Genomic DNA, 8,600 nt, shown 5'->3' on the forward strand with positions numbered 1-8,600 from the left:
TGAAAAAAATTTTACTTGTAGTTAAAGATAAAAATTTGAATGTATAAAGAAAGGTTTAAAAATATGGATTTATTTGAAATAAAAAAACAAAACGAAATAAATGAAATTAACATTGAAGAAATTAGGAGGCATCTTTGACATTGAAAATTTAAAAAATGAAATTGATAGCTTGGAAAAAAAGACATTTGAAGCAGATTTCTGGAACAGTGAGAATAGTCAAGAAATATTGAAGACTATTAGTGCAAAGAAAAAGTTGCTTGAAGAATACGAGAAATTAAATGGGCTTTTTGAAGATGTTTCCACTATTATTGAGTTTATTGAGATGGGGGACAATTCGTTTGAAAATGAGCTTGAACAGAAGGCACAAGATTTGACAAATGAAATTGATAATTTTAAGACAAAATTACTTTTAGATGAAGAATATGATATGAATAATGCGATTCTTACAATAAATTCAGGGGCTGGTGGAACTGAAGCTTGTGACTGGGCTGAAATGCTTTACAGAATGTACGACAGATGGGCAAATCGGCATGATTTCAAAGTTGAAATCCTTGATAGCCTAGCCGGAGAAGAAGCTGGGATAAAAAGTGTAACATTAAATATAAAAGGGAATTATGCTTATGGATATTTAAAAGGGGAAAAAGGCGTTCACAGGCTTGTCAGAATTTCTCCATTTGACTCTAATGCTAGAAGGCATACTTCGTTTGCTGCAGTTAATGTTACTCCAGAAATAGAAGATGATGTTGAAATTGATATTCGTACAGAAGACTTGAAAATTGATACTTACAGGGCAAGCGGTGCAGGCGGACAGCACGTAAACACAACAGACTCAGCCGTTAGAATCACTCATATTCCTACAAACACAGTAGTTACATGCCAAAATGAACGTTCACAGCTAAAAAACCGTGAAACTGCAATGAAAATATTAAAATCAAAATTATTCGAGCTGGAACTGGAAAAGCGTGAGAAGGAAATGGCGGAATTAAAGGGAACAGAATCAAAAATCGAATGGGGAAGTCAAATCCGTTCGTATGTCTTCCAACCTTATAAAATGGTAAAAGATCACAGAACAAAGGCAGAAGAAGGAAATGTGGAAAAAGTTATGGATGGAGACATTGACTTATTTATAAACGAATATTTAAAATATGCTAAATCATAATAATATGTTTAAAATTTAAAATAATTTTACTTACAATAACTAAAAAAATTGAAAGGATTAGAGTATGAAAAAAACTAGATGTCCATGGGCAAAATCTGAAAATGACATTATCTATCATGATACAGAATGGGGAGTCCCTTCCCACGATGATAGTTATCTTTTTGAAATGCTGATATTAGAAGGTTTTCAGGCAGGACTTAGCTGGAATCTTATTTTGAATAAAAGAGAAAATTTTAGAAAGGCTTTTGATAATTTTGATTATAAAAAAATTGCAAAATATGATGAAAATAAATTGGCTGAACTGGCTCAAAATGAAGGAATTGTGAGAAACAAATTAAAAATAGCTGCTTCTGTTAAAAATGCCCTTGCATTTATGGAAGTACAAAAGGAATTTGGCTCATTTGACAAGTACATTTGGAATTTTACAGATAACAAGCAAATTATCAATAACTGGAAAGAAATATCAGAAGCACCTGCTACTACAGAATTATCTGATAAAATCAGCAAAGATTTGAAAAAACGTGGCTTTAAATTCGTTGGCTCTACAATCGTTTATTCTTTCTTACAGGCAATCGGAATAGTTGATGACCACTTAATCAGTTGTCCTTATAAAAAATCAGCTAAATAATTAAAATATAGTTTTTGCTTTTTTAATAACATAAATTGCAATATTAATTGCGACATTTTAACAATTTTTTATCGTAAGGGCATCAAACGCCATGCCCTTACAACCCCGCTTATCGAATTTCAATTTTCCAGCAAAAGACAAAACTCGCTTTTAACAAAAATTATTTTAATTTTCATAAAGTTATTGTGAATTCAAATAAAGTAGAAAAGCTCAAACAAGTTGCCTTTTACTGGAAAATTAAAATCTCGAAAATTTTATAATAACAAATGCCTTTGAAGATTAATAAACTAACGGAGTTTTTATTTGTTCAACTATGAATGTTTGATGACTGAAAGAAAAAAATTGAAGTTGAATAAATAAAAGTCGGAATATAGCCATAGATATTATATAGCAATTTTTCCACAATTTTAATTATCAAGATAAACTATTTATCTCTTCAACAGCTCTCTCAAACTGTTCTTTTGAAATATTAAATGAATTAAGAGCCTTTAAAAGCTGTTTTGCATTATAATAGCCAATTTTTAAAATATCTCCAAGCATTATTCTACGTTCCTTTGCATTACTTCCAGAAACAAATCCATTATCTATCAAGTCACTGATATTAAATCTATCTTCAATATTTTGACTAGCTGTAGTAACATTTTTCAAAGCCTCTAAAATTGCTTTGTCATTAGCATTTTCAACTCCTATATTATCATTTTTAGTTGCATCTTTCTGACTTACAAAAGCATGCTTTATATTTGGAATATATCTTTTTAGTGTATCACGAATTTTTTTTCCTGCAAAATCAGGATCTGTAAATAAAATTAAATCATTAGTTTTTGACAATTCAATCATTTTATTTATCGTTTTTTTAGATAATGCGGAGAAGCCGTTTAAGGCGATAATATGTGCATCTACAACTCGTTTTATGGCTGTTATGTCATCTCGCCCTTCAACAACTATAATTTCATTTATTTTTAGTTTTTCTTTTTGTTTATTTGGCTCTTTTTTCATTTAATATTCCTTTTGTTTTTATTTTTTATTTAATGTTATAATCTTCCATAACTTTTAGCAATAATTCCCAAGTTTTACCAACTGACTCTATTTCCATTCTTTCTTCAGGAGTGTGTGCACCGTAAATATTAGGTCCAATTGAAACAATATCAACATTTTCCATATTGTTATCAAAAATTCCGCATTCAAGTCCAGCGTGAATTGCCTTAATTTCAGGATCTTTTCCTGTTATTTTTTTAAATGAATTCACAACTATTTCACGAATTTTTGAATCTTTTCGATATTCCCAAGATGGATATGGAGAATTTATTTTTATTGCCACTCCATATTTTTCAGAAAGTTCCTTCACATCATTTAGTAATTTTTCAAGCGATTTATTTACTGAACTTCTTGGCAATGCCTGAATTTTTATTGTAATTTTTCCATCTTTATTTTCAGTTTTTATAACTCCAAGATTTATTGAAGTTTCTACAAGTCCCTCGATATCTTTACTCATTGAGATAACTCCATTTGGAAATTCGTGGAAAAATGAAATAACGGCATTTGTATTGGAAATTGATAATTTCCCTTCATTTTTTAGTTCTTCTTTCTTAACTTCCTTCACTTCAATAACTGGATTTTTATCAATAATTTTAAAATCCTTTATTATATTTTCAAAAGCAAGGTTTGCTAATTTTTCAAAATCACTGACTTTTTCATTCTCAAGTTTCACAGCCAACAACGACACAGCCTCTCTCGGTATTGCATTAGTTTTTTCCCCACCATCAATATCCATTATTGCAAGAGTGTATTTTTTGTTTAAGTGATTCAGGACTTCTGCCAAAATTTTATTTGAATTTCCTAACCCTAAATGAATTTCAGCACCTGAATGCCCACCTAGAAGACCTTTCACATCAACGCTTATGACAGTATCATCTTCTTCTAGTTTTTCAGCATCAAAGTTAAACTCATTAAGAATTCTCGCCCCACCTGCACTGCTCACATAAACTTGTCCATATTCTTCAGTATCTAAGTTTATAAGAGTCTTTCCAGAAAAAATTCCAAAGTCAAGGTTATTAACTCCGCTCATTCCATCCTCTTCATCAGTTGTGATAATAATTTCAAGCGCTGGATGTTTCAAGTCATTGCTGTCAAGTATCGCAAGTGCATAAGCTACAGCAATTCCATTATCTGCCCCAAGTGTTGTTCCATTTGCCTTTAAGTATCCATCTTCCACAACAAGTTCAATTCCTTGTGTTTCAAAATCAAATTGTGTATTTTTATTTTTTTCCCAAACCATATCCATATGTCCTTGCAGGATAAGTGGTGAATATTCCTCGTATCCAGCTGTTGCAGGCTTTCTTATTAATACATTTAATGCCTTGTCCTGAATAACTTCCAGATTTCTTTCTTTCGCAAATTCTACAATCCAGTCACTAATCTTTTTTTCTTTTCTTGAACCTCTTGGTATTTTTGAAATTTCACTAAAATAGTGAAAAACTTTTTCAGGATATAAATTTTCTATTTTCATTTTATTTTCCTTTCTTTTAGTTTAAATTAACAACAAGGGGATAACCCCCTTGTCTCAAAGATAAAGATTTATTAAATATCTTTATTTATAAAATATTTTCCAGTAATTCTTCAAGCTCTGACATTTCTCTCTGTGTCAAGTCATACCCGCTTTTTAACTTTTTCAAAATTCTATTTTCAGAGCCAACTGAACTACGTTCCAAAATTTTTATAACTAATCTTTTATAAAATTCCACTAATTTTTTCTCCCTTTAGTTATTTTCTTTAATTATTTTAAAGCTGTAATGCTGTTTCTAAGGCTACTTCTATCATTTCATTAAAAGTCGTTTGTCTTTCTTCAGCACTTGTAACTTCGTGAGTAATGAATGAATCACTTATTGTAAGTAAAGTTAATGCATTTACTCCTAATTTTGCCGCTGTTGTATAAAGTTGTGCTGTTTCCATTTCCACACATAATACTCCAAATTCAGCCCATTTTTTCCAAGCATTAGGATCATCTCCGTAGAAAGTGTCACTTGTAAATACATTTCCAGCCTTTACATTCAATCCTTTTGCCTTAGCAATTTCATAAGCCTTGAAAACTAAATCTGAACTTGCTGTAGGCGCATAGTCTGCACCATTAAATCTCAATTTGTTAATAGCAGAATCAGTCGAAGCTGACATTGCGATAACAACATCTCTAACTTTCACATCTTCTTGATAAGAACCAGCTGTACCAATTCTAATCAAGTTCTTTACTCCGAATTCAGTTATCAGTTCATGTGAATAAATCCCAATTGAAGGCACTCCCATTCCAGTTCCTTGAACAGATATCTTTTTACCTTTATAAGTCCCAGTAAATCCTAGCATTCCTCTAACATTATTATACTGAACAACATCTTCTAAAAATGTTTCTGCAATATATTTTGCTCTAAGCGGATCTCCTGGCAATAGTATAGTTTCTGCAATATCTCCTCTATTTGCTCCAATATGTGGCGTTCCCATTCCATTACCTCCTAAAGTTTTTATAGTTTTTTTTTAATTTTTTTTTACTTAACTATATTGTACTTCACTTTTTAAAATTATTCAAGGGCTTTATTTTGTTTTTTTTTGATATTTTATAATTATAATCACTGGTTATTTTTAACATTATCAAAAAATTTTCTATATACTTATTAATTTATCAATAGAAGTTTCTAATTTTTTCAATAATGCGATACGATTTTTTTTCAATTTTTCGTTATCAGTATTAATAATTACATTATCAAAAAATTGATTAATCGTAGATGCATTATTTAACAATGTTTCAATATAATTTGAAAATTCTGTATTTTCAATACTTTCCAATTGATTTGCTAAATTATACAATGTCTTTTCTTCTTCCAATTCAAATAAAGTACTGTCAATATTTAGATTTTCATTTTTTTCATCTTTCACAATATTTTTTACACGTTTCAAAAGATTTATCAAAATTTCAAAATTTTCAGTTTGTGATAATTTCAGAAGTTCAGATAATTTTTTATCAAGTTCCACAACATTGCTTTCAAGATTTATCTCATAATTTATAAGATCTTTTTTGTATTTTTCAGAAAGTACATTAATTATTCTTTGTTTAAAGAACTCTGTAACATCTTTTATAACATCTTTTTCCAGTACTTTTTTATCAGCTGAAAAAATTTCATAAGTCTTTTCAATTAATTTTTTGTAGTCAAACAATAATTTTGAATTTAATGTGACTTGGATAATTCCTTGTGTAGCACGTCTTAGTGCATAAGGGTCTTTAGAACTCGTTGGTTTTAGTCCAACTGCAAAACATCCAATTATTGTATCCATCTTGTCAGCTATTCCAGTGATAGCTCCTTCCACAGTTGTTGGAAGTTCATCTCCCTGATAACGTGGCAAGTAATGTTCAAAAATTCCAAGTGCCACATCTTTATCTTCTCCCTGCTTTTCAGCATAAACAGAACCCATAAATCCTTGTAATTTTGTAAATTCCTTTTCTCCAATTACATTTGAAACAAGATCGGCTTTTGCTAAATCCACAGTTCTTATGATATTTTCCTTCTTATCATTCAAGTTCAATTCTGAAATCAGATATTCAGCGATTTTTTCACTTCTTTTAACTTTTTCGAAAATTGTTCCCATATCCTTTTGGAAAGTAACTTCCTTCAGTTTTTCCACATTATCCGAAAATTTATTTTTCAAATCCTCATCAAAGAAAAATTTCGCATCAGCAAGCCTTGGCTCTACAACCTTTTCATTCCCTTTTTTCACAGTTTCCGAATATTCAGGCGCATTTCTTATAACAATAAATTTATTTGATAATTTTCCGTCTTTATCTTTTACTGGAAAATATCTTTGATGAGTTTCCAATGTAATCGTGATAATATCTTCAGGAAGCTGCAAATAATCCTTGCTAAATTCACCTTTTATTGCATAAGGATATTCTACTACATTAACTACTTCATCCAATAAATATTTATTGATTATCGCTGTATCACCATCATTTTCGCCATTTTCCCTTATACTTTTCAAAATTTCTTCTCTTCTTTTTTCACCATTTACGATAACAAAGTTTTCAAGCAATATTTTTTCATAGTCAAGCGGATTATTAATCTCAATGTCCTGAGAAGCAAAATATCTCATTCCACGAGTTTTATTCCCACCTTTCAGCCCTTCAAACTCAAAAGGTAAAATTTCTCCATTATCAAACAAAGTTACAAACCATTTAATCGGTCTTACAAATCTAAATGTTCTGTCCGCCCATTTCATTGACTTTTCAAACTCTATTTTCTTTATCGCATTTTTCAATATTTCAGGTAAAATTTCCCTAGTATTTTTTCCTGCAATAAATTTTTCAATGGAAATATATTTTCCTTTTTCATTTTCAATAATCTTTATATCATCAATCGTAGCACCTTGCGACTTCACAAACCCTTCTCCAGCTTTCGTAAGCTGCCCATCCTTATAAGCAATCTCAACTGAAGGCCCTACGCTTTTTTTATCTAAATCATCCTGTTTTTCAGCCAAATCCTTTATAATCGCAGTAACCCTTCTAGGCGTACTAAACGATTCAATCCCTGAAAACTTGATTCTTTCAGCCTTTAATTCATTTTCTATTATTTTTTTCAGATCTTTTTCCGCCTGATCCACGTATCGTGCAGGCAATTCTTCCAATCCTATTTCAAAAAGAAAATTCATAATTAATTCTCTCCTTTACAAATTTACATTTTCTTTTAACTATTTTTTCTCTAAATAATATCTATAATATTAAATTTTTTAAGAAATTTTTCTTTAGTAATTAAATATTTGTTTTACTGAAAAAATATTCCCCATTTATTTTTTATTCAACAACGGGAATCCTAATCTCTCCCTTGCCTCCACAAATTTCTCTGCACACTTCTTAGCCAAATCCCTGATTCTTAAAATATAGGACATTCTTTCTGTTGTACTGATTGCCCCTCTTGCATCAAGGTTGTTGAATGTGTGTGAGCATTTTAGGACATATTCGTAGGCTGGGAATACTAAGTCATTGTTTAGGCAGTTTTGAGCTTCCTTTTCATACATATCAAAAAGTTGGAAGTGCATTGGAACGTCTGCCACTTCAAAACTGTATTTTGATAATTCGTATTCAAACTGGAATCTTCTTTCTCCATATTTTACGCCTTTTGTCCATTCCAAATCTTTTACATCGTCCTTATTTTGCAAATAAAGTGCAATTCTTTCAAGTCCGTAAGTTATTTCAGATGGAACAATGTCAACTTCCAGTCCTCCAACTTGCTGAAAATACGTAAACTGTGTAATTTCCATTCCATCCAGCCAAACTTCCCATCCTAATCCCCACGCTCCAAGCGTAGGGCTTTCCCAGTTGTCTTCCACAAATCTTATGTCGTGTTCCTTAGGATTAATGCCTAATGCCACTAAACTTTCTAAGTAAAGTTCCTGAATATTTTCTGGTGATGGTTTCATAATTACCTGAAACTGATGATGTTGGTACACTCTGTTGGGATTTTCACCGTATCTCCCATCTTTTGGACGACGTGATGGCTCAACATAGGCAACATTCCAAGGCTCAGGACCTAACGACATTAAAAAAGTATCTGGATTAAACGTTCCCGCACCTGTTTCAATATCGTACGGATTTGATATTATACACCCTTTATCTCCCCAGAACTTTTGAAGAGTTAATATAATTTCCTGAAAAGTCATTTTTCTCTATCCTTTCTCTATTTTTCCTATTTTTCGTATCTAAAATATCTTTACTAAATTAAATCTATAAATAACATAACAACTTTATATTTATCAAATTTATTAAATATTTTTCTTTTT

At 30.7% G+C, this 8,600-nt stretch carries 8 protein-coding genes; 2 read left to right on the forward strand and 6 right to left on the reverse strand.

Translation table 11 applies throughout. The features are described from left to right. Positions 1-63: 63 nt before the first annotated feature. Both prfB and Q0370_RS05915 read left to right on the forward strand, forming a co-directional pair. Positions 64-1,159, forward strand: a protein-coding gene (gene prfB, locus Q0370_RS05910) for a peptide chain release factor 2 (protein WP_299573358.1) whose coding sequence is annotated in 2 segments (ribosomal slippage) — positions 64-135 and positions 137-1,159 — 1,095 coding nt in all. Because the reading frame shifts where the segments join, the coding sequence is not laid out codon by codon here. Between the two features lie 64 nt (positions 1,160-1,223). Beyond that, a complete protein-coding gene (locus tag Q0370_RS05915; protein ID WP_299573361.1) occupies positions 1,224-1,787 on the forward strand; it encodes a DNA-3-methyladenine glycosylase I in 564 nt (187 codons plus the stop codon). 414 nt (positions 1,788-2,201) lie between these two features. Here the strand turns inward: Q0370_RS05915 and rnmV are convergent, their stop codons facing one another. From rnmV to glyQ, 6 genes are all read right to left on the reverse strand, one after another. Next, positions 2,202-2,783 (reverse strand): ribonuclease M5, encoded by a 582-nt coding sequence (gene rnmV, locus Q0370_RS05920; RefSeq protein ID WP_299573364.1) that lies wholly within the window; start codon positions 2,781-2,783, stop codon positions 2,202-2,204. Between the two features lie 25 nt (positions 2,784-2,808). Next, positions 2,809-4,293: an aminoacyl-histidine dipeptidase gene (locus tag Q0370_RS05925; RefSeq protein ID WP_299573367.1), complete on the reverse strand. Its 1,485-nt coding sequence runs from the start codon at positions 4,291-4,293 to the stop codon at positions 2,809-2,811. Between the two features lie 85 nt (positions 4,294-4,378). Beyond that, positions 4,379-4,528 (reverse strand): hypothetical protein, encoded by a 150-nt coding sequence (locus Q0370_RS05930; RefSeq protein WP_006803764.1) that lies wholly within the window; start codon positions 4,526-4,528, stop codon positions 4,379-4,381. A 37-nt stretch (positions 4,529-4,565) separates the two neighbouring features. Beyond that, positions 4,566-5,276 carry a purine-nucleoside phosphorylase gene (gene deoD / locus Q0370_RS05935; RefSeq protein ID WP_039900922.1) on the reverse strand — a complete coding sequence of 237 codons (711 nt, stop codon included), beginning with the start codon at positions 5,274-5,276 and terminating at the stop codon, positions 4,566-4,568. A gap of 159 nt (positions 5,277-5,435) precedes the next feature. Continuing rightward, on the reverse strand, positions 5,436-7,472 hold the full coding sequence (gene glyS, locus Q0370_RS05940) for a glycine--tRNA ligase subunit beta (RefSeq protein WP_299573375.1): 2,037 nt from the start codon (positions 7,470-7,472) through the stop codon (positions 5,436-5,438). Between the two features lie 135 nt (positions 7,473-7,607). Further along, positions 7,608-8,480: a glycine--tRNA ligase subunit alpha gene (gene glyQ, locus Q0370_RS05945; RefSeq protein ID WP_071123992.1), complete on the reverse strand. Its 873-nt coding sequence runs from the start codon at positions 8,478-8,480 to the stop codon at positions 7,608-7,610. Positions 8,481-8,600 lie beyond the last annotated feature (120 nt).

Origin of the sequence: uncultured Leptotrichia sp., assembly GCF_938036635.1 — a bacterium.
Taxonomy (GTDB): domain Bacteria; phylum Fusobacteriota; class Fusobacteriia; order Fusobacteriales; family Leptotrichiaceae; genus Leptotrichia; species Leptotrichia hongkongensis.

Excerpts from the sequence above, each read along its gene's own strand:
- deoD (WP_039900922.1), bottom strand. The coding sequence starts at position 5,276 with ATGGGAACGCCACATATTGGAGCAAATAGAGGAGATATTGCAGAAACT.
- glyQ (WP_071123992.1), bottom strand. The coding sequence starts at position 8,480 with ATGACTTTTCAGGAAATTATATTAACTCTTCAAAAGTTCTGGGGAGAT.
- Q0370_RS05925 (WP_299573367.1), bottom strand. The coding sequence starts at position 4,293 with ATGAAAATAGAAAATTTATATCCTGAAAAAGTTTTTCACTATTTTAGT.
- glyS (WP_299573375.1), bottom strand. The coding sequence starts at position 7,472 with ATGAATTTTCTTTTTGAAATAGGATTGGAAGAATTGCCTGCACGATAC.
- rnmV (WP_299573364.1), bottom strand. The coding sequence starts at position 2,783 with ATGAAAAAAGAGCCAAATAAACAAAAAGAAAAACTAAAAATAAATGAA.
- Q0370_RS05915 (WP_299573361.1), top strand. The coding sequence starts at position 1,224 with ATGAAAAAAACTAGATGTCCATGGGCAAAATCTGAAAATGACATTATC.